This window comes from Variovorax sp. AB1(2024) (genome assembly GCF_037482385.2).
Lineage (GTDB): Bacteria > Pseudomonadota > Gammaproteobacteria > Burkholderiales > Burkholderiaceae_C > Variovorax.
Genome location: NZ_JBBHKP020000001.1, coordinates 67,979 through 85,097, shown reverse-complemented (window position 1 = coordinate 85,097; position 17,119 = coordinate 67,979). Strand labels below are relative to the sequence as shown.

The window sequence follows — 17,119 nt, the reverse complement described above, 5'->3', positions numbered from 1 at the left end:
CCGGACCTTCTTTTCTTTCAGCCGAGGCCTGACCAGTCGCAGCGCAGCACGTGCTGCCTGCTCGCGTAAGTCAGCGAGCCCCTGGTCCTGGCGACGCGCAGCGCGACGCCCTTGCCGGCGATGGCGCGCATCGACTGGCGGCGGTAGTCGGCCGATTGGCGTTGCAGCGTCAATCGCTCGGACGACGCAGGCGCCACGCCGTCGTCACGCGACACGACCAGGTCGGTCAGGCGGCCGGAAGACAGGCTGAACTGGACCTCCGCCGAATACGGGCTTCCTTGGCAGAAGAGGCTGCCGTTGGCCGATGCGGGAAGGGACGCGCATGCCAGCAGCACGCTGCACAGGGCGGCGGCGTAGCCGTTCCTCGTCATTCGGGTACGCCAGCTTCTGGGGCGGTGCTGCTCATGTCCGATGGCCGTCGCCGGCTACTTGGCGCCCCAGCGCCAGCGCGGCGGCTCACCCTTGATCCAGCAGACCGCGACCAGCGCGAGGCTCAGGCCGGAGACGGCCGCGGCGAACAGAAAGGGCTTCTGTTCAGGATGAATCGACACCAGGGCAGTTACCAGCAACACCGCATACACGGCCACCACCGCCCAGCCCTGCCAGCAGGTCGGCGGACCCCAGCCCCAGCCGTAGCGCTTGGCGGGAAACCAGTAGTGGTTGCTCTGCATCACAGTTCCTTGTCAGTTGGCATGTGCTCGTCTTCGACACCGCGCCATTGCATGCTCACCGCGCCAGATACGCCTCGACAGTCGGCCCCCACAGCTGTTGTTGCACGACCAACTGGTGCCCGTTGATGCCGGGCTCCAGCACATAGGTCGAGAAGCTTCCCTTGCCGCCTGCGGCGGTGAAGGCCTCGAAGTTCTTCCGGCTGTGAGAGAGCGCATAGAAGCTGTCGTTCTCGCCGTAGAGCCATAGCGTTTGGCGAGGGAACGCCGCGCCGCGCCTGAAGCTGACCGGATTGATTGCGTCCGCCGTGTTGCCGGGGCATTTGTCGCTCATCCAGCCTCCGACGAAGTTGATTGCGCCCTGGAACACGTCGGGCCGCGTTCCCGCGTAGGCGACGGCGAGGATGCCGCCGCGCGAGTGGCCGGCGATTGCCACGCGCTTCGTGTCCACGTCGGAGTCTTTGCGCAGCCACTCGACGGCGGCGTCGACGTCGGCAAGCGCATGGTCGAAGCCCGCCAGCGACAGCGCGGGGTCGCAGCTGTAGTGCTCGCGTTTTGGCGTGAAGCCTTCGTCATACAAACCGTCCGACTGGCCGCGCCCGCGCCGCTGCGGGAACGCTACCAGCCAGCCGCGCTGCGTGAACCACCTGGCCAGGCGCTCGGGTGCATAGGTGTGCTTGAACAGCTTCGGGTCGTTGCCGATGCCGGTGGAGCCGTGGTTGAACACCATGGTGGGGAAGGGACCGTCGCCTTCGGGCTTGAAAATCACCATCTCCAGCGTGACGGGCATCCCGTTTTCGACGAAAGGCGTGGGCACGCGCACGGTGCTGCGTTCCTGCGCCCAGCAGGAGGCGGTGGCAAAGCACAGCAGGGCGGCGGCGAGGAGTATCAGCTTTCTCATGAGGCGGGCATCCTTTCGAGGTTCGCGGCATTCTGCCCGCCCTTCCTGAAGGTGCTATGGGCGCTGCTGCGTCTCCTGCGCGCGCCACCGGACCGCACCACTCGCCAGCACGATGCCAGGTACCACCAGCGCAAGGGCCAGCAGTACTTCCCCGGTGATCGGTTCGTTCATGCATGCCGCGGCTCCCAGCGTGGTCAGCACCGGCACCAGCGCCGCCGACAGCGAAGCGCGCGCCGCGCTCAGCCGCGCGACGGCCAGCATGTAGACCATCAGCCCCAGCAGGCCCGCGACCACGCCCTGCATCACGGCTTGTATGGCGACATCCGTCCACGGTGCGGTCAGCAGCCTTGGCGCACCGACCGTGCCCAGCAGCGGCAGCAGGAGCAAGGTCGACCACCCGTTCACGAACGCCGTGCCCTGCCACGGCGTGAAGTCGCAATGCGCGAAGGCGAGCGAGTGGACGGCCCACAGCACAGCCGCCGAAAGAAAGAGCAGGTCGCCGCGCCAATCGAGCGAGCCGTCGCGCAAGCTGTCCGTCGCAAACAGCGCGATGCCGACCGCGATGCAGCCCAGCCCCAGCAACCGGATGCCGCCTACCTTCTGCCCTTTGTGCAGCCGTGCGCCGATGGCGGTGAACAGCGGCAGGCTGCCCGCCATGAAGATGCCCATGTGGCTGGCGGGTGCCCAGCGTGCGCCCGCCAGCACGAGCAGGCCGAAAGGCAGGCCGCCCCCGATGACGAGCAGCACGAGCGCAAGGCGCGAGGCCTTGGGCGGAACCAGGCCCTTGCCGAGCCACAGCGGGGAGAGCAGCAAAGCGGGAATGCCGTAGCGCAGCAGCACCAGTTCCATCGGGCCCAGCGTGGTGGTCACACCGTGGCGCGAGACCAGTTGCCACGCGCTGCCAATCAGTGCCGCGGTGAGCGCGGCGAAAACGCCTGTGCGAAGGTTCTTCTTGTCCATCGCCAGAAGTCTCGCGGCCGTGCCGCGCGGCGGCTATCAGATTCGTGCGGTGGTCAGCGCGCGGCGCGCTTCACCCAGCGTCACGCCCACCTCGCGCCGGAATACCGCGCCCAGATGGCTCTGGCTGCAGTAGCCGAGATCGTGCGCAATGCCCGCCAGGTCCTGGTCGCCGCAGGCCAGCCGATCAAGGGCCGTGGCGAGCCGCAGGTGCTGGCGGTACTGGTGCAAGCTCAGGCCGGTCTGCTGGCGAAAGCTGCGTGCCAAGTGGAACGGAGAACGCGAGACGGCATCGGCCAGCGCGTGCATCGAGAGCCGCGCTTCACGGTCGGTGGTTTCCGCAAGCAGTCTTTTTGCGCGCGCCACTGTGCCATTCAAAGGCATCAATTGGCGCGACGTGCCGATCTCGTCGAGTAGCTGCGCGACGGTCTGCGGACCCGCGTCGCCGTTGCGCAGCTGCTTTTGCGCCGCATGAACGCGATACAGCGACGCCGGCGACAGCAGGCTGAAGACCGGCGCCTTGCTTGCACGAGGCGCCTGGTATCCGCTGACCACCATGCTGTGCCGCGTCGCGTGTGTTGGCGAGGGCCGCAGCTGGTAGACCATGGCGTCGTTGAGGTGCATGGCGGTCAGTCCGTCGACCAGCCAGGTGCTGTCGCCCGAGCGCACGTCGAGCACCGTGTGCCCCACCGGCAGGACAATGCGCCGCGAGCCAATGGTGTAGTACGCACTCCAGTCAGGCCCGTGCGTGCGCGAGCACACGTGCTCCACCGTGAACTCGGTTCCGGCGTAGAGAAGGGTGCGTTCGCTGGGCATCGGCCGCATTCTGCGCGCCCGGCGGCCTGGGCTGCCGCCAGGCGCTCGATCACGCAAACTCACGCAAACGGATACGGCCCCTCCATCGCCCCGACGTGGCTCACATGGCTCACCATGCCATGCACCTCGTCCCACAGATGCAGCATGCAGCCCGGCCGCCCCATGTAGGAGGCCGGCGCCGCACCGTCCGCGAGCCGCAGTGCGATTTCCGTCGTGCTGCTGGGGCAGGAGCACACGACCGTGCCCGCCCAGCGCCGCAGCATCGTGCGGTGCACATGCCCGCAAAGCACGCGCTCGATGTTGCCGAAATCGCGCAGCACGGCTTCGAGCGGCGCGGGGTTGGCGTAGCTGTAGGTATCCATGTAGGGAATGCCGCTGGCGAAGGGCGGGTGGTGCAGCATCAGCAGTGTCGGCTTCGCGCGGTCGGCCTCCAGCGTGCGCCGCAGCCACGCGAGGCCTTCTGCGTCGACATCGCCGTGGTGCAGGCCGGGAACGCAGGAGTCCAGCGCCACGATGCGCACCGCATGGTCGTCGATGCAGTAGTGCATCGGGCCTTCGGCCGGCAGGTAGGCGTGGTCCGCGAAGGCCGTGCGGAAGTTCTCGCGGTGGTCGTGGTTGCCGGGAATCACGAGGCAGGGAATGGCCAGCTTCGACAGCAGTCGGCGCGCCTGCGCGTATTCGTCGGGCCGGCCTTCGTCGACGAGGTCGCCGGTCAGCAGCACGAGCGCGGGCCTGCGGTCAAGGGCGTGCAGATGGTCGATGGCTTCCTCGAACATCCGGTTCGAATCGGCCACGCCCTGGTAGAGCTGGCCGGCGGGGCGGATGTGCGGGTCGGAGATCTGGGCAATGAGCATCATCGGGCGCTTCGTGGAGTACGCCCGGCGGCAAGCAGGTTCCGTTCCTCGGCTCAGATGCCCGTGAACTCCGCCACTTCATCGAGCGGCGCGCGCTCGGTCACCAGTGCGTCGAGCGGCCTGCTCCTGTCGGCGTAGCCGATGGCCATGCCGGTGAAGAGCATGCGCTCGGGCGGCAGTTCGATGAACCGGCCGATGGTCTGCGGGTAGATGGCCCAGCATTCCTGCGGGCAGCTGTCGAGCCCTTCGGCGCGCAGCAGGAGCATCACGTTCTGCAGGAGCATGCCCAGGTCGGACCACTGCGGCGGCCCCATGCGGCGGTCGACGGTGCAGAACAGCGCGAGCGGCGCGCCGAAGAACTGGTAGTTGCGCGCGAACCATTCGCGGCGCGCGGCCTTGTCCTCGCGCGGGATGCCCAGGCGTGCGTACATGGCCTCGCCCACGGCGAAGCGGCGGTCGCGGTAGGGCGCGACCAGCTCGCGCGGGTAGATGTCGTACTCGCTGCCTTCGCCGCCGGGCGCCTCCTGCACGCGGGTGCGCATGATGGTTTTCAGCTCCGACAGCCTGTCGCCGCCCACCACGTGCAGGTGCCACGGCTGCAGGTTGCCGCCCGAGGGCGCGCGCAATGCCTGCGCGAGCACGCGGCGGATGACGTCGCCGGGCACCGGCGTGTCGAGAAAATCGCGCACCGAGCGGCGGGTGGCGATGGCGTCCTGAACGTTCATGCAAGGGTCCTCTTGAAGATCGATGCTAGGGGCAACCCTCGAACGCCCTCAATCGTCCGTTCCGACGATGCGGCGCGGCACGGCGGCTGCCTAGCATCGCCCCAGCGTACAGGAGGCAAGACCATGTTCGGATTGATGCAAGACCGCCCGCTGCTGATCTCGTCGCTGATCGATCACGCGGCCACCTTCCACCCGCGCGCCGAGATCGTCGGGCGCACCGTGGAGGGCCCGGTGCACCGCACAAACTACGCGGAGATACAGCGCCGCTCCAAGCAGGTGGCCAATGCGTTGAAGACGCTGGGCATCGAGCCCGGCGACCGCGTCGGCACGCTGGCCTGGAACACGTATCGCCACCTGGCGCTGTACTTCGGCGTGTCGGGCTCGGGCGCGGTGCTGCACACGGTGAACCCGCGGCTCTTTCCCGAGCAGATCGACTACATCGTCAACCATGCGGAAGACAAGGTGCTGTTCTTCGACACCACCTTCGCGCCGCTGGTGGAGAAGCTCGCACCGGGCCTGAAGTCGGTGCGCGCCTTCATCGCCATGACCGACCGCGCGCACATGCCCGCCATCGACGTGCCCAATCTGCTGTGCTACGACGAACTCATCGGCGCGCAGAGCGAGGCCTACGCCTGGCCCGAGTTCGACGAGCGCACCGCCTCTTCGCTCTGCTACACCTCGGGCACCACCGGCAACCCGAAGGGCGTGCTGTATTCGCACCGCTCGACCGTGCTGCATTCGCTGATGGAATGCGCGCCCGACACCTTCGGCGCCAATTCGCAGATGACGCTGCTGCTCGCGGTGCCCATGTTCCATGCCAACGCCTGGGGCATGCCGTATGCAGCGGCGATGGCCGGCGCGAAGCTGGTCATGCCCGGCCCGCACATGGACGGCCAGAGCCTGTACGAGCTGATGCGCGACGAGAAGGTAGGCTTCTCGCAGGCCGTACCCACCATCTGGCTCATGCTGTTCCAGTACTTCGACGCGCATCCTGAAATCGACACCCGCGCCATCGGCCTCAAGCGCATCGGCGTGGGCGGCGCCGCCACGCCGCGCAGCATGATCGAGCGCTTCGAGCGCGACTTCGGCGCCGACTTCGTGCAGGGCTGGGGCATGACCGAGACCAGCCCCATCGGCGTGATCGGCAACCTGCTGCCCAAGCACCTGTCGATGCCCAAGGAAGAGCAGCTGCGCGTGAAGATGCGCCAGGGCCGCGGCGTGTGGGGCGTGGAACTGAAGATCGTCGGCGAAGACGGCCGGCGCCTGCCGCACGACGGCAAGGCCTTCGGCCACCTGCATGTGCGCGGACCGTGGATCGCGAGCGGCTACTTCAAGAGCGAGGGCGGGCCGGTGCTCGACGCCGAAGGCTTCTTTCCCACGGGCGACGTCGCCAACATCGACGAAGACGGGTATGTGCAGCTGGTCGACCGCGCGAAGGACGTGATCAAGTCGGGCGGCGAATGGATTTCCTCCATCGACCTCGAGAACACGGCGAGCCTGCACCCGGCGGTGGCCGAAGCGGCCGTCATCGGCATCGCGCATCCGAAGTGGCAGGAGCGGCCGCTGCTCATCGTTGTCAAGCGCGCAGGAGCGGAAGTGACACGAGAGGAACTGCTCACATTCCTTGCAGAGCGCGTCGTGAAATGGTGGCTACCGGACGACGTAGTGTTCGTCGACAGCCTGCCGCACACCGCCACCGGCAAGCTGCTGAAGACGAAGCTGCGCGAGCAGTTCAAGGGTTACACGGCGACGACATCTGTTTGACGGTTTGATGACTTGTTCGATTTTTCTGTGGACAACTCTGTGGGTTGTGCGGGGAGTCGGATCGGCGGAGCAAGCATCGGCGTGGGTTCCCGCCACGTTGCCTGTTGAATAGGCAGCCGCGCGCCCAGCCGTTGGCGCCGACCGCTTGCGGCGCCGGTTGGCCGGAATTCCAGATGCCGCGCAATCACCTGGTCGCGCTTCGCGCCAGATGCGCCCGGCCGAAAGGCGTGATGCGCTTGATCACCGCCAGCCCCTGCGGCTCGCCGTCGGCGGCCTTCCATGTGAGCGCCGGGCCGATGACCGCATCGACGAAGCCCGCCTGCTTCAGTGCCTCCACGCAGCCGATCGCCTCCCTGTCCTGCACCCGAAGGGGGAAGGCCGAACTTTCTATGGCGCGAAGGTAGTCGAGCGGCTCGAGCCTGGCGTTCGATGCCTTCTTCGGCGATGTGCTGCTGCCTTTGCCCTCGCCGCCGCGCAGCCGGTCGATCTCGGCATGTCCGTCGTCGGTGATGCAGATCACCAGCGCGTCCTGCGCCAGCCTGTAGCTGCCCTTGCCGGTGTCGTAGGCCGGGTCGATGGCGGCCTCGATGAGGCCGGTCGCCTTCAGGACGGAGACCCGGCGCACATCCTGCGCGCCGGTCACGTGCATCGGCAGGCGAGCGTTCTCCAAGTGGAGCAGGTAGCTGAGCGGCACTGAAAACCCCCGTATGCACCTCCCTCGGCCATCCGGCCCACGAAGACGCCGGCCGGGGAGGGGATGGTTTGTCAATATTTATTAACAATTCTTGTGCGTCCCGGGGGCGGGCGCCATCACCGAAACAGGGTAGTTCCTTCAGCCGGTCCCGCGCCGGGGCGCTCAGTGCTTGTGCCCGCCGTGGCCCGCCGCCGGCTGCGCCGACGCATTCAGCGCCCGCACCGGCGCCTTCACCTCCACCGTCTCACGCTTGCCGTCCTTGCCCTCGAACACCAGCGTGAGCGGCACGGTGTCGCCTTCTTTCACCTGCTGCTTGAGGTCGAGCAGCATCACGTGATAGCCGCCGGGCTTGAGTTCGACGGCCTTGCCGGCCGGCAGGTCCAGCGCGGCGATCTGGCGCATGCGCATCACGTTGTCCTGCATGGCCATCTCGTGCACTTCGACGACCGGCGTGACGGGCGAGCTGGCCGACACCAGCCTGGTGTCCTTTGCGGCGCTCAGCTGCATGAACGCGCCGGTGGCCTTCTGCTGCGGCACGGTGGCGCGCACCCAGGCGTCCTTGACGGTGACTTGCGCGTGCGCTGCATGGGCGGTGAGCAGCAGCGCTGCGCTGGTGACGGCGAGGATGTGTGCAATGCGGTTCTTCATGGTCTGGATCTCCTTGGATTTGATTTGAATGGTTGAAAAGGTCAGGCCTGCAGGATCTTGCGCAGGTCGTCGGCGCATTCCTGCGCGCTCTGCTCGTGGCGCAGCACGAGGCGGATCTTTCCCCTGGGGTCGAACACGTAGCTGAAGGCCGAGTGGTCCATGGTGTACGAGGAGCCGGTGGGCACCTTCTTGTAGAAGACCTTGAACTCCTTCGCGGTGTCGCTGGTCTTCTGCGCGTCGCCATACAGGCCGATGAAGCTCGGATCGAAGGCCTGGGTGTAGGCCTTGAGCACCACGGGCGTGTCGCGCTCGGGGTCGACGGTGACGAAGATCACCTGCAGCCGTTCGCCGTCGGCGCCGAGCAGCCGCCTGATCTCGGCGGCGCGCACGAGCGCGGTGGGGCATACGTCGGGGCATTGCGTGAAGCCGAAGAACATCATCACCGCCTTGCCCTTGAAGTCGGCCAGCGTGCGCTCGCGGCCGTCGGGGTCGGTCAGGCGGAAGTCCTGCGCGTAGGTGGCGCCGCTGATGTCGACGCCGTTGAAGCTGGCGGGCAGCACTTTGCCGTTGTCGCAGCCGGCGAGGGCCAGGGCCGCAAGCGCAGTGCTGCCGGACAGCAGCAGGCCACGGCGTGAAAGCGTGGAATGAGTCATGGATAAAAGCTCTCTGGCGCCCGGACGCGAGCGCCGATCGATGCGTTGTGCGGAGGACCGCGATGCGACGAAGCCAGCCCTCAGGCGGCGGCATCGCATGCGCGGACGAGCGAAACGGGAAGCGTCAGGAGAGCGAAGGAGGGCCGCGCGCGGGCGGAGGTGCCGCTGTGCCCACGGCGACGTGCGCGGCCGGAACCGGCTGCACCGCATGGCACGGCGGCACGAGCGCGGGAAGTTCGACCGCGGGCGTCGCGGGCGGCGCGCCTGCCAGCACGCACAGCGGGCAGTCCATGTGGCCCATGCCCAGCTCTTGCGCGCCGTCGTCGGTATGCACGATGGCCTTGACCGACCCGGCGCTCGAGCACACCAGCTCCACGGACTGCGGATGCACCACCGGCGACGCGATGGCCGCGCCGAGCGACAGCGCGAACCACAGCAAGACCCAGCGGATCAGGCCCGCGCCGGGACGACGCAGGCCTGCGCGGGCGGCAGGCTTGGTCCGAGTGGCGCGGAAGGAGGCGGGCATTGCCGCCGATTATCCTTCGGCCAAGAAAAAAGCCTTGCAAGTCAATGACTTGCAAGGCTTATATTGTTGGTGGCTCTTCACGGACTCGAACCGCGGACCTGTGGATTATGATTCCATCGCTCTAACCGACTGAGCTAAAGAGCCGTTCGGCATTGTTTGGTGCCGAGCCCAAGATTATAGCCCAGATTTTTGCCCGAGTTCAACAGCCTGCTGGCCACCCGAGTCGATTTTTGCCGGCTCGAACCCCGAAGCCGCTCGTCGCCCGTACAAGCCCGGGTGAAAATCCTCCGATGTCCGCGCTTCCCCGCGCCCCTTCCGCCGACAGCGCCACCGAGCGACAGGCCATGCCCGACGACCAGTTGATGCTGGCCTACGCGCAGGGCGACGCCGCCGCGTTCGACGTGCTCTATGCGCGCCACGAGGGCGGGCTGTTCCGCTTCGTCAAGCGGCTGCTGGGCGCGCGGCTCGCGGCGCAGGCCGACGAGGTGTTCCAGGACACCTGGGTGCGGATCATCTCGGCGCGCGACAGCTTCTCGCCGCAGGGCGCCGCCTGGCGCACCTGGGCCTTCACCATTGCACACAACCTTGCGATGGACCGCCTGCGCGTGAGCGGACGCGAAGTGGCGCTCGATGCGCATCCCGACGACGACGGCGATCCCGTGCCCGCGCTCGAGCGCGGCGTGCGCGGCGCGATGGACGCTGCCGCGCATCCATCCGCCGAGGAGCTCGCTTTCTGGCGCGCCGCCGGCCGCCGGCTGCTGGCCTGCCTGGACGAGCTCCCGAGCGACCAGCGCGCCGCGTTCCTGCTGCACCACGAAGACGGCCTGACCGTCGAGGCGCTGGCCGCGAGCCTGGAGATCGGTTTCGAGACCGTGCGCAGCCGCCTGCGCTACGGCCTGCAGAAGCTGCGCGGCTGCATGGCGCGTTATCTTGCGGTGCTGGAGCAGCGGGCATGAGCGGCAACGGCACTACCGGTTTCGACCGCGACGATGAACGCGACCTGCGCGACCCGGCCCTGCGCCGCGCGCTGGACCATGCGCCCGACAGCGCCGCAACCCCCGACCCGCGCACGCGCGATGCCATCCTGAAGATGGCGCACAACCTTGTCGCCACCGTGCCGGCCGCGCAGAACACCGTCGCCAACACCGCCGCCAACAGCGCGAGCGCCGTGCCGTGGTGGCGCCGTGTCTTCGGTGGTGGCGGGGAGCCGCGTTCGCGCATGCCTTGGAATGCGGCGTTCGCCACGGTGCTGCTGGCGACTTTCGTGACGGTGCTGTGGCATCGCGAACCGGTGCCGGATGCACAGCTGGATGGCGAGGCACGCGTTGCCGGCGCTGCAGCGCCAGCGGCGGCACCACCTGCGCCTGCGCCCGCTCAACCGGCGGCCGAGGCCGCGCCTCCTGCGGAACCGCCGCTGGCTGCCGCGCCTGCGCCTCGACCGGCATCGCCGCCATCTGCTGCCGCCAAAAAAGCGCCCGCCGACCAACAGAAACAAGCGCAGGCCCAGCGCGATGCCGGCGCGGATGCCGTTCGCCGCCCCGCGCCTCCATTGCAGGCTGCCCCAGCGCCAGTCGCGCCGGCGCCTGCATCGCCCTCAGCCGCAGTGGCTGAGCAGGCCGCTCCTTCGCGCAGCGACGAGCAACGTGAAGAGCGCTTGGAAAACGAACGCCGGCGCGCCTATGCGGCGGAGGCTCCGGCGCCTGCCGCAGCGCCTGCACCGGCCATCGCGCCGCCGCCACCGCAAGGCGACAACGCGAGCGCAGACGCCTCCGGCGCGCTGCAGCGCGCCCCCGCCCCGCGCGCTGCAGTACCCAAGTCGGTCCTGCGGGCAGAAGGCCCGGCGGGCTTCACTGCGCTGGACAGGTGGACGTCCTTCAGCTTCGCGGGCTCAGGCGCCGAAGTGCGCCACGCGCGCGGCGACATCGAAGGCTTGCCCGCGCTCGTCGGCACCGTGGCCCGTTCGGCGACGGCGCCCGGCGAAGCACTCGCCGCGCCGGTCGAGGCGCGTCTCTCGCTCTATCGCGGCAGCACGCTGGTCGCCGTGCTGGAGCTCGCCGGCGGCCAGGTGCGCTGGACGCCGCAGCCCGGCGGCACCGCGCTGGTCGGCACGCCGCCCGCGCAGGCGCTCGACGCGCTGCGCGCGCTGCTCACGCGCTGACCGGAACGCATCCGGCCGCGCGCATCCGCCCTCAGGCGTTCTTGAAGTCCGGCTGGCGCTTGTTCAGGAAGGCGTCCATGCCTTCCTTCTGGTCCTGCGTGGCGAACAGCGCGTGGAACAGCCGGCGCTCGAACATCACGCCGTCGCTCAGGCCGCTTTCGAAGGCGCGGTTGACCGATTCCTTGGCCGCCATCACCGAGATCTGCGAGAAACCGCAGATCACCAGCGCCGCGCCCAGCGCCTCGTCGGCGAGCTTCTCGAGGGGCACCACGCGGCTCACGAGGCCGGCGCGCTCGGCTTCGGCCGCGTCCATCATGCGGGCCGTGAGCACCATGTCCATGGCCTTGCTCTTGCCCACCGCGCGCGGCAGGCGCTGCGTGCCGCCGGCACCGGGGATCACGCCGATCTTGATCTCGGGCTGGCCGAACTTCGCGTTGTCGGCCGCGATGATGAAGTCGCACATCATCGCCAGCTCGCAGCCGCCGCCCAGCGCGAAGCCGGCCACCGCGCCGATCACCGGCTTGCGGATCGAGCGGATGATTTCCCAGTTGCGCGTGATGTAGTCGCCCTTGTAGGTGTCGATGAAGCTGTACTTCGCCATCGCCGCGATGTCGGCGCCGGCCGCGAAGGCGCGCTCGCTGCCCGTGAGGATGATGCAGCCGATGGCATCGTCCGCATCGAAGGCCTTCAGGGCCTGGCCCAGTTCGGTCATCAGCGCATCGTTCAGCGCATTCAGGGCCTTCGGGCGGTTGAGGGTGATGATGCCGACCTTGCCTGCTTCGGTCCGCACTTCGATGTTTTCGTAGCTCATGGTGTCTCCGGGGAAGGGGAAGAAAAACGCGCTTCACTATACCCAGCATGGCCGGCGTGGGTGGCAGGGCATGGCGAGTTCCCATAGAGTGCCCGCCATGAGTTCCAACTATGCCTACCTGTTCGTCGCCATCGTGGCCGAAGTGATCGCCACCAGTTTCCTCAAGGGCTCGGATGGTTTCACGCGGCTGTGGCCCACGCTGGCCTCGGTGGCCGGCTATGTGGTCGCGTTCTTCTTCCTCTCGCTGACGCTGCGCACCATTCCGACCGGCATCGCCTATGCGATCTGGTCGGGCGTGGGCATCGTGCTGATCTCGCTCGTGAGCTGGCTGTGGTTCGGCCAGAAGCTCGACGGGCCGGCCATCGCGGGGCTCGGGCTGATCATCGCGGGCGTGGTGGTGGTGAACGTGTTCTCGAAGTCGGTTTCGCACTAAGCACCAAATGGACTTCAGTTGAGAATTGCTCTCATCTAGAATGCCCGCCATGGAGTTCCCGATGCAAGAACATGCCGTGTTGCTGCGGGCCTATGCCCGGGCCCAGGAGCGCTGCTCGCGCCTGCTGGCCGAGCAGGCCGCGCTGGTCGAAAGGCTCGAGGCGCAGATCGTCCGTTTGCGCGGCGCACTGGTGGCGCGCGATTCGGCCGTTGCCATCGTGCGCGAGGAGCTGGCCGCGCGTGCCGCCGCGGGCGGGGCGCTGCCCAAGCGGCTGAATGCGCTGCTGTCGCCGGGCAGCCGGCGCCATCTGCGGCCGTCCCGGCCGCAAGCGCCCGCCGATCTGCGCGAGAAAGCCGTGCTGTGCGTCGGCCATGAAGACCAGGCGCCGTCGCTCGCACGCCAGCTGGTCGAAATCGCGGGAGGACGCTACCTGCACCACGACGGCGGTGTCGACGCGGACGATCCCGCGCTCGAAGCCAGCCTGCGTGCCGCCGACCTGGTGATCTGCCAGACCGGCTGCGTGAGCCACGGCGCCTATTGGCGCGTGCAGGACCACTGCCGCAGGACCGGCAAGCCCTGCGTGCTGGTCGGGGAGCCGCAGCCGATGATGTTCGTGCGGCACCCGGCCGCGCCGGAAAACGCCTAGCTAGCCGGCCAGCCAGCCCGCCGCCTTGGCGGCATCGTGCGCGAACAGGCGCCAGGTGGTCGCGTTGGCCGGCAGCGCGAGCGGCAGCCTGAGCAGCTTGCGGTCACGCGCGACGATGGCCGTGAACTTCGTCGCATCGCCCAGGTACAGCGCGAGGTCGTCGAGCTTGGCGATGCGCCAGGCTTGCGCCGGCCGCTGCTGGCCCTTCCGGCCGACAGCAGGCAGCTCGATGCCGATCCACTCGTCGTTCGCCGAAAAGCCGGCCTTCTCGGCCGCTCCGCCGCGCAGCACCACCTTGACCTGCACGCTGCCGTTGGTTTCGGCCACGCGCAGGCCCAGTACCTGCGCCTGCTGCGACGGGTCTTCCAGCGTGGCGACGCCGTGCGCACGCAGAAGCTGCGCAAGCGGAAGCTCCTCGGTCGAATGCACCCAGCGCGCGAGTTCCGCCGCATACGAGCGGCCGCTCACGGCCTCCAGCGCGGCCGCGAAGTCGGCTTCGCTGATCGGCCCGCCGCCGCTGTGCGTCCACAGGTGGCGCATCACGTCATCAAGGGTGCCCTTGCCTTCATGGCGCAGCGTGAGGTCGAAGCACAGCGCCACCAGCGCGCCCTTGGTGTAATAGCTCACCGTGCTGTTGGGCGTCTGCTCGTCCTGGCGGTAGTACTTGACCCAGGCGTCGAAGCTCGCGTCGGCCACCGGCTGCACCAGCCGGCCCGGCGTCTGCATGACCTGGTTGATGGTCTTGTTCAGCAGGCGCAGGTAGGCCGCGTCGTCGATGCGGCCGGCGCGGCGCAGCAGCAGGTCGTCGTAGTAGCTGGTGAAGCCCTCGAAGAACCACAGCAGCTGCGTGTAGTTTTCCTGGCTGTAGTCGTAGCGCGCGAACTCGGCGGGCCGCATGCGCTTGACGTTCCAGGTGTGGAAGTACTCGTGGCTGATGAGGCCCATCAGCGTGGTGTAGCCCTCGGGCTGCTTTTTCTTCTCGCCGCGCTGCGGCAGGTCGCGGCGGTTGCAGATAAGCGCCGTGGAGTGGCGATGCTCGAGCCCGCCGTAGCCGTCGTCCACCGCATTGAGCATGAACACGTAGCGGTCGATCGGCAGCTTCGGGCCGCCGCGCTTGCCGGCCTTGTCGCCGTGCCAGAAGCGCATCTCTGCTTCGCAGATGGCCTTGGTGTCGGCAATGAGCCGGTCGCCGTCGAACGAGGCTGCGGCGCCCGCCACCACGAAGCGGTGCGGCACGCCGCAGGCTTCGAAATCGGCGCTCCAGAAGGCGCCCAGTTCGACCGGGCTGTCGGCCAGCTCGTCGTAGTCGGCGGCGCGGTAGCTGCCGAAGCCGTGTTTGTCGGTCTTGAGCGGAACCAGCGCGGTGGCGCAGGACCAGCGCGCGGCATCCTCAGGCAGCACGGGCGCGACGATCTCCAGCGCATGCGGCGCGTCGGTCTGGCCTTCGACCCGCAGGCATACGCTGGTGCCGTTGAAGAAGCCGCGCTCGGCGTCGAGCCAGGCGGTGCGCACCGAGTTGTCGTAGGCGCAGACCTGGTAGTTCAGCACCAGCGGCTGGCCGGGCGTGCATTCGACGAGCCAGCTGCATTTGTCGAGCTGCGTCAGCGTCGGCTTGCGGCGCCCCTGCGTGGCGCGCAGGCCCTGCAGGTTCTTGGCGAATTCGCGCACCAGGTAGCTGCCCGGAATCCACACCGGCAGCGACACGCGCTGCTGCGCGGCGGGCGCGTCGATGGTCAGCGTCACCCCGAACAGGCGCGCATGGAGATCCGCGCATTCGACGCGAAAGCGCACGCCGGCCACGGGCACGGCGGTAGCGGCGGTACTGCGCCGCGCAGGAGCCTTCGTCGCCATCAGCTCGACGAAGCGGCGAGTTGCTTCTCGACCTGCTCTGCGGGAATGGCGCCGGGCGTGCGCGTGCCGTCGCTGAAGATCAGCGTGGGCGTGCCGGTGATGTTGTACTTGCGGCCGAACTCGACGTTGCGCTGCAGCGCGGTCACGTCGCAGCTGCTGGGCGCGGTGGCGGGACGGGTGCTCGACTCCATCCAGTCGCCCCAGGCCTTGCCCTTGTCCTTGCTGCACCAGATGTCGCGCGACTTGATGTTCGAATCGGGGCCGAGCACGGGGTACAGGAACAGGTAAACGGTCACGTTGTCGACCGTCTTCATGTCCTTCTCGAAGCGCTTGCAGTAGCCGCAGTTCGGGTCTTCGAACACGGCGAGCTTGCGCTTGCCGTTGCCGCGCACGATCTTGATCGAGTCCTTCAGCGGCAGCTGGTCGAAGGCGACGGCGCTGAGCTTCTCGACCCGTTCCTCGGTCAGGTTCTTGCGCGACTTCACGTCGATCAGGTTGCCCTGGATCAGGTAGTTGCCCTGCTCGTCGGTGTAGAAGATCTGCGAGCTGTTCACGCGCACTTCGTAGAGGCCCGGAATCGGCGACTTCGACACTTCGTCGATGGCGGGGAACTGCGGAATGCGCGCCGGCAGGTTCTTGCGGATCTCGGCTTCGCCGGCTGTGGCGGCCACGACCGCGCCCAGCGTGCAGGCGGCGAGTAGGAGGTTGCGTGCGAGTGTCATCGGGAGATCCGTTGGTTCGATTCGAGAAGATGGCGGGGCGTCAGGCCTTCAGGCCCATCGCCTGGGCCGTGATCCAGTGCTTGACGAGGCGCGTGCGGTCGAAACCGCGCATGCCCCAGTTGCGCAATGCAGGCAGCGGCCCCAGGTTGTGCGAGAAAAGTTGCTGCAGTCCGTCGGTCGCCAGGCTCATCTGCAGCACGTCGGCACGGCGGGCGCGTTCGTAGCGGCGCAGCAGGCGCGCGTCGCCCACGCTGCGCCAGTAGTCGCGGTTCTTGATCACATCGGCCAGCGCAGAGGCGTCGGCCAGGCCCAGGTTCAGGCCCTGGCCGGCGAGCGGGTGCACCGTGTGGGCGGCGTCGCCCGCCAGCGCCCAGGAGCGGGCCGGCTGGCCGGGCATGGCGCCGGTCCAGCGATCGGCGATGGCGCGGGCCAGCGGCCAGGCACCGCGCTCGCTCGTGAGCTTGAGCGCACCGAGCGCCGCGCGGCTGGCCTCGGTGACCGCGGCATTGAATTCTTCGTCGCCTTGCGCAAGCAGGGCCGGTGCGCGCAACTGGTCGACCGACCAGACCAGCGCGACCGTCCTGCCGTGCACGCCGCCCAGAGGCAGCAGCGCGAGCACCTCGCCCTTGTCGTTGAACCACTGGCGCGCGATGCCGTCGTGCGACTGCTCTGCCTCGAGCCGCGCCGCTATCGCATGCTGGGGATAGCGCGTGACCTCGTAGCTCACGCCGAGCGCCTCGCGCGTGGCGCTGGCCTTGCCTTCGCACACCACGGTGAGCGGTGCGGCGACCGGCTCGGCCACGACTTCGATCAGGGGCTGGAAGCGCACGGCGTCTGCCAGTTGCTGCTCGAGCGCGGGCACGTCGACGATCCAGGCCAGCGCGTCGACTTTCTGGCGCGTGGCGCTGAAATGCACCCGGCCGCCTTCGTCGCCGTGCACGAGCATTTCGCGCACCGGCGTGGCGTGCGCGGCGTCGGGCCAGGCGCGCAGCGATTCGAGCAGCGTGCGGGAGGCGGTGTTCAGCGCATAGGCGCGGACGTCCTGCTTGCCCTGCGTGGCCGGGGGCACCACCAGCGCGACGCGCACACGCTCGCGCGCGAGCAGCAGGGCCAGCGTGCGGCCGACGATGCCGGCGCCGCGAATGCAAACTTCTGGGGGGAGAGCCATGAAACGATTGTATGGATTACGCCCGCCCCCTCGCGGGGGCGCTACCAGCGGCCCGGCGGAGCCGGTCCCGCAGTATCCCCGGAACGGCTCAGGGTACTTTCCAAAGCTGCGGGACAATTGCCGC

Annotated in this window: 20 protein-coding genes and 1 tRNA gene; 5 read left to right on the top strand and 16 right to left on the bottom strand. The window is 68.3% G+C overall.

The genetic code is table 11. The features are described from left to right. Window positions 1-17: 17 nt before the first annotated feature. From WIX39_RS00415 to WIX39_RS00385, 7 genes are read right to left on the bottom strand one after another with little or no spacing between them, the layout of a single operon-like run. Entirely contained in the window at window positions 18-371 is a 354-nt protein-coding gene (locus tag WIX39_RS00415) for a hypothetical protein (protein ID WP_106936778.1), read from the bottom strand. A 54-nt stretch (window positions 372-425) separates the two neighbouring features. Further along, window positions 426-671: a hypothetical protein gene (locus tag WIX39_RS00410; protein WP_106936779.1), complete on the bottom strand. Its 246-nt coding sequence runs from the start codon at window positions 669-671 to the stop codon at window positions 426-428. A 55-nt stretch (window positions 672-726) separates the two neighbouring features. Then, entirely contained in the window at window positions 727-1,569 is an 843-nt protein-coding gene (locus WIX39_RS00405) for a dienelactone hydrolase family protein (protein WP_106936780.1), read from the bottom strand. 54 nt (window positions 1,570-1,623) lie between these two features. Continuing rightward, a complete protein-coding gene (locus WIX39_RS00400; RefSeq protein ID WP_106936781.1) occupies window positions 1,624-2,529 on the bottom strand; it encodes a DMT family transporter in 906 nt (301 codons plus the stop codon). Between the two features lie 36 nt (window positions 2,530-2,565). Further along, on the bottom strand, window positions 2,566-3,342 hold the full coding sequence (locus WIX39_RS00395; protein ID WP_106936782.1) for a helix-turn-helix domain-containing protein: 777 nt from the start codon (window positions 3,340-3,342) through the stop codon (window positions 2,566-2,568). Window positions 3,343-3,401: 59 nt separating this feature from the next. Next, window positions 3,402-4,199, bottom strand: a complete 798-nt coding sequence (locus tag WIX39_RS00390) for a phosphodiesterase (protein WP_234382311.1) — start codon at window positions 4,197-4,199, stop codon at window positions 3,402-3,404. Window positions 4,200-4,249: 50 nt separating this feature from the next. Further along, window positions 4,250-4,921 (bottom strand): nitroreductase, encoded by a 672-nt coding sequence (locus tag WIX39_RS00385; RefSeq protein WP_106936783.1) that lies wholly within the window; start codon window positions 4,919-4,921, stop codon window positions 4,250-4,252. A gap of 123 nt (window positions 4,922-5,044) precedes the next feature. On the opposite strand from WIX39_RS00385, the gene WIX39_RS00380 reads away from it, so the two are divergent. Beyond that, a complete protein-coding gene (locus WIX39_RS00380) occupies window positions 5,045-6,685 on the top strand; it encodes a 3-(methylthio)propionyl-CoA ligase (RefSeq protein WP_409194307.1) in 1,641 nt (546 codons plus the stop codon). Between the two features lie 184 nt (window positions 6,686-6,869). On the opposite strand, the gene WIX39_RS00375 is transcribed toward WIX39_RS00380, so the two are convergent. The 5 genes from WIX39_RS00375 to WIX39_RS00355 form a co-directional block, all read right to left on the bottom strand. Then, window positions 6,870-7,355: a hypothetical protein gene (locus WIX39_RS00375; protein WP_409194306.1), complete on the bottom strand. Its 486-nt coding sequence runs from the start codon at window positions 7,353-7,355 to the stop codon at window positions 6,870-6,872. Between the two features lie 186 nt (window positions 7,356-7,541). Beyond that, window positions 7,542-8,027: a copper chaperone PCu(A)C gene (locus WIX39_RS00370; RefSeq protein WP_081271115.1), complete on the bottom strand. Its 486-nt coding sequence runs from the start codon at window positions 8,025-8,027 to the stop codon at window positions 7,542-7,544. Between the two features lie 41 nt (window positions 8,028-8,068). Beyond that, entirely contained in the window at window positions 8,069-8,680 is a 612-nt protein-coding gene (locus tag WIX39_RS00365) for an SCO family protein (protein ID WP_106936785.1), read from the bottom strand. Window positions 8,681-8,804: 124 nt separating this feature from the next. Continuing rightward, window positions 8,805-9,206, bottom strand: a complete 402-nt coding sequence (locus tag WIX39_RS00360; RefSeq protein ID WP_234382316.1) for a DUF2946 family protein — start codon at window positions 9,204-9,206, stop codon at window positions 8,805-8,807. A gap of 67 nt (window positions 9,207-9,273) precedes the next feature. After that, window positions 9,274-9,350: transfer RNA gene (locus WIX39_RS00355), tRNA-Met, on the bottom strand. A gap of 146 nt (window positions 9,351-9,496) precedes the next feature. Here WIX39_RS00355 and WIX39_RS00350 point away from each other — a divergent pair. Both WIX39_RS00350 and WIX39_RS00345 read left to right on the top strand, forming a co-directional pair. Further along, entirely contained in the window at window positions 9,497-10,162 is a 666-nt protein-coding gene (locus WIX39_RS00350) for a sigma-70 family RNA polymerase sigma factor (RefSeq protein ID WP_106936786.1), read from the top strand. Then, window positions 10,159-11,364 carry a hypothetical protein gene (locus WIX39_RS00345; RefSeq protein ID WP_199851881.1) on the top strand — a complete coding sequence of 402 codons (1,206 nt, stop codon included), beginning with the start codon at window positions 10,159-10,161 and terminating at the stop codon, window positions 11,362-11,364. The genes WIX39_RS00350 and WIX39_RS00345 overlap by 4 nt, the downstream gene beginning before the upstream one ends. A 31-nt stretch (window positions 11,365-11,395) precedes the next feature. Here WIX39_RS00345 and WIX39_RS00340 read toward each other — a convergent pair whose 3' ends face one another. Continuing rightward, entirely contained in the window at window positions 11,396-12,175 is a 780-nt protein-coding gene (locus WIX39_RS00340; protein WP_106936787.1) for an enoyl-CoA hydratase, read from the bottom strand. Window positions 12,176-12,272: 97 nt separating this feature from the next. Between WIX39_RS00340 and WIX39_RS00335 the strand changes: the two genes are divergently transcribed. Further along, window positions 12,273-12,608, top strand: coding sequence for an SMR family transporter (locus WIX39_RS00335; protein ID WP_093130430.1), 336 nt, complete (start codon window positions 12,273-12,275; stop codon window positions 12,606-12,608). A 61-nt stretch (window positions 12,609-12,669) separates the two neighbouring features. Next, the gene (locus WIX39_RS00330) at window positions 12,670-13,254 is read left to right on the top strand and encodes a DUF2325 domain-containing protein (RefSeq protein ID WP_106937673.1); all 585 of its coding nucleotides are present in this window, start codon (window positions 12,670-12,672) and stop codon (window positions 13,252-13,254) included. Here the strand turns inward: WIX39_RS00330 and WIX39_RS00325 are convergent, their stop codons facing one another. From WIX39_RS00325 to WIX39_RS00315, 3 genes are read right to left on the bottom strand one after another with little or no spacing between them, the layout of a single operon-like run. Continuing rightward, window positions 13,255-15,105: a M61 family metallopeptidase gene (locus tag WIX39_RS00325; RefSeq protein WP_106936788.1), complete on the bottom strand. Its 1,851-nt coding sequence runs from the start codon at window positions 15,103-15,105 to the stop codon at window positions 13,255-13,257. Then, window positions 15,105-15,827 carry a DsbC family protein gene (locus WIX39_RS00320; protein WP_081271109.1) on the bottom strand — a complete coding sequence of 241 codons (723 nt, stop codon included), beginning with the start codon at window positions 15,825-15,827 and terminating at the stop codon, window positions 15,105-15,107. The genes WIX39_RS00325 and WIX39_RS00320 overlap by 1 nt, the downstream gene beginning before the upstream one ends. 40 nt (window positions 15,828-15,867) lie before the next feature. Further along, the gene (locus WIX39_RS00315; protein ID WP_106936789.1) at window positions 15,868-16,995 is read right to left on the bottom strand and encodes an FAD-dependent monooxygenase; all 1,128 of its coding nucleotides are present in this window, start codon (window positions 16,993-16,995) and stop codon (window positions 15,868-15,870) included. Window positions 16,996-17,119 lie beyond the last annotated feature (124 nt).

Coding starts and splice junctions, on each gene's coding strand:
- WIX39_RS00415 (WP_106936778.1), bottom strand. CDS start 371: ATGACGAGGAACGGCTACGCCGCCGCCCTGTGCAGCGTGCTGCTGGCA.
- WIX39_RS00410 (WP_106936779.1), bottom strand. CDS start 671: ATGCAGAGCAACCACTACTGGTTTCCCGCCAAGCGCTACGGCTGGGGC.
- WIX39_RS00405 (WP_106936780.1), bottom strand. CDS start 1,569: ATGAGAAAGCTGATACTCCTCGCCGCCGCCCTGCTGTGCTTTGCCACC.
- WIX39_RS00400 (WP_106936781.1), bottom strand. CDS start 2,529: ATGGACAAGAAGAACCTTCGCACAGGCGTTTTCGCCGCGCTCACCGCG.
- WIX39_RS00395 (WP_106936782.1), bottom strand. CDS start 3,342: ATGCCCAGCGAACGCACCCTTCTCTACGCCGGAACCGAGTTCACGGTG.
- WIX39_RS00390 (WP_234382311.1), bottom strand. CDS start 4,199: ATGATGCTCATTGCCCAGATCTCCGACCCGCACATCCGCCCCGCCGGC.
- WIX39_RS00385 (WP_106936783.1), bottom strand. CDS start 4,921: ATGAACGTTCAGGACGCCATCGCCACCCGCCGCTCGGTGCGCGATTTT.
- WIX39_RS00380 (WP_409194307.1), top strand. CDS start 5,045: ATGTTCGGATTGATGCAAGACCGCCCGCTGCTGATCTCGTCGCTGATC.
- WIX39_RS00370 (WP_081271115.1), bottom strand. CDS start 8,027: ATGAAGAACCGCATTGCACACATCCTCGCCGTCACCAGCGCAGCGCTG.
- WIX39_RS00365 (WP_106936785.1), bottom strand. CDS start 8,680: ATGACTCATTCCACGCTTTCACGCCGTGGCCTGCTGCTGTCCGGCAGC.
- WIX39_RS00360 (WP_234382316.1), bottom strand. CDS start 9,206: ATGCCCGCCTCCTTCCGCGCCACTCGGACCAAGCCTGCCGCCCGCGCA.
- WIX39_RS00350 (WP_106936786.1), top strand. CDS start 9,497: ATGTCCGCGCTTCCCCGCGCCCCTTCCGCCGACAGCGCCACCGAGCGA.
- WIX39_RS00345 (WP_199851881.1), top strand. CDS start 10,159: ATGAGCGGCAACGGCACTACCGGTTTCGACCGCGACGATGAACGCGAC.
- WIX39_RS00340 (WP_106936787.1), bottom strand. CDS start 12,175: ATGAGCTACGAAAACATCGAAGTGCGGACCGAAGCAGGCAAGGTCGGC.
- WIX39_RS00335 (WP_093130430.1), top strand. CDS start 12,273: ATGAGTTCCAACTATGCCTACCTGTTCGTCGCCATCGTGGCCGAAGTG.
- WIX39_RS00330 (WP_106937673.1), top strand. CDS start 12,670: ATGCAAGAACATGCCGTGTTGCTGCGGGCCTATGCCCGGGCCCAGGAG.
- WIX39_RS00325 (WP_106936788.1), bottom strand. CDS start 15,105: ATGGCGACGAAGGCTCCTGCGCGGCGCAGTACCGCCGCTACCGCCGTG.
- WIX39_RS00320 (WP_081271109.1), bottom strand. CDS start 15,827: ATGACACTCGCACGCAACCTCCTACTCGCCGCCTGCACGCTGGGCGCG.
- WIX39_RS00315 (WP_106936789.1), bottom strand. CDS start 16,995: ATGGCTCTCCCCCCAGAAGTTTGCATTCGCGGCGCCGGCATCGTCGGC.